Annotated in this window: 1 protein-coding gene; it reads right to left on the reverse strand. The window is 61.7% G+C overall.

The window, feature by feature from the left end; genetic code table 11:
* Positions 1-136: 136 nt before the first annotated feature.
* On the reverse strand, positions 137-673 hold the full coding sequence (locus tag MJD61_14420) for a hypothetical protein (protein ID MCG8556465.1): 537 nt from the start codon (positions 671-673) through the stop codon (positions 137-139).
* Positions 674-1,056: the final 383 nt, after the last annotated feature.

Below are 1,056 nucleotides of genomic sequence, written 5' to 3' on the forward strand. Positions count from 1 at the left end.
AGGCGCCGCGACGTCGATTGGACCGTGGTCGTCGTCATCCTCCGTTGCTGCGCCCGTCAGATCCGTGCCCGCGATCCCTCGCATAGTACCAACAGGGTGTCCAACGCCTATCGGTTCCGCGGACACGACCCCTGACCTAGAGCTGCGCTGGCAAGGCCGGGCCAAGCTCCTGCCAGAGCGTGCCGTTGTCGCTGGTGTGCCATAGCCGGTGCAGGCAGCTGCGATCGGGTTCCTGCTTGGTGGCCAGTGCCAAACCATGCGCTCGCTGGGCAGGATCCACGGTGACGTCTATGATCTCCATGTCGCTCACGCCGCCTCGAGCGAAGCTCCAGCTGCAGCCGTCTTCGGAAGCCAGTGCCAGACCGCCGAACAGGCCAGCCATCAGATTGCCGTTTTCGAAAAGGCCGAGCACGGGGTCCTGATTGCCTCCATAGCCTACGGCCTCCTCGCAGATCAGCAACCAGTTCTTACCCGCGTCGGGGGTGACGAGCAGCCCGTAGGTTGCTCTCACGATCAAATGGCGGGGATCACGGGGATCCTCGATGACCTGTTGGGCCGCCGGATAGCGCCCGTCGGCCAGCGCACGGGGCGGTGCGATCAAACCGGCCAAGGTGCAGCCACAGGTCAGCGCGAGGAAGACTGCGCGACAAGCGTAACCAGTCCAGTCACCCATCCACATTCACTCACCCCACACATCCCCCGGCCGAGCCGCCCTCATGGCGCGTATCCTGCGCCTGTCGCAGCCAGTCTAAATTCTAAGTTTAGGCGCGTCGGACCGGAATGACAAGCGTTGCTAACTCTAGCCGCAGGGCGATCGAGTTCTAAAAATGCTGGACAAGAGCTTGAAAAGGTGATCGACCCTGTGTGCCGGGCATGGCGTCCGGCCCCAGGAGGTCGGTCGAATGCCACGGACCACACAGGCTCAGAGGGTCGAACAGGGCAATGAGTAACTTCTCAAAAAAGTGGTGGCGATGGAATTGGGGCAGGGGCTGAAAAAGGGGATGTTTTTTGCAGTGGGACGATCGAAGTTCGATGAGAGTGCGCGCAATTCGGTGA

The sequence above is a fragment of the Pseudomonadota bacterium genome, from assembly GCA_022361155.1.
In the GTDB taxonomy this organism is placed as follows: domain Bacteria; phylum Myxococcota_A; class Polyangia; order Polyangiales; family JAKSBK01; genus JAKSBK01.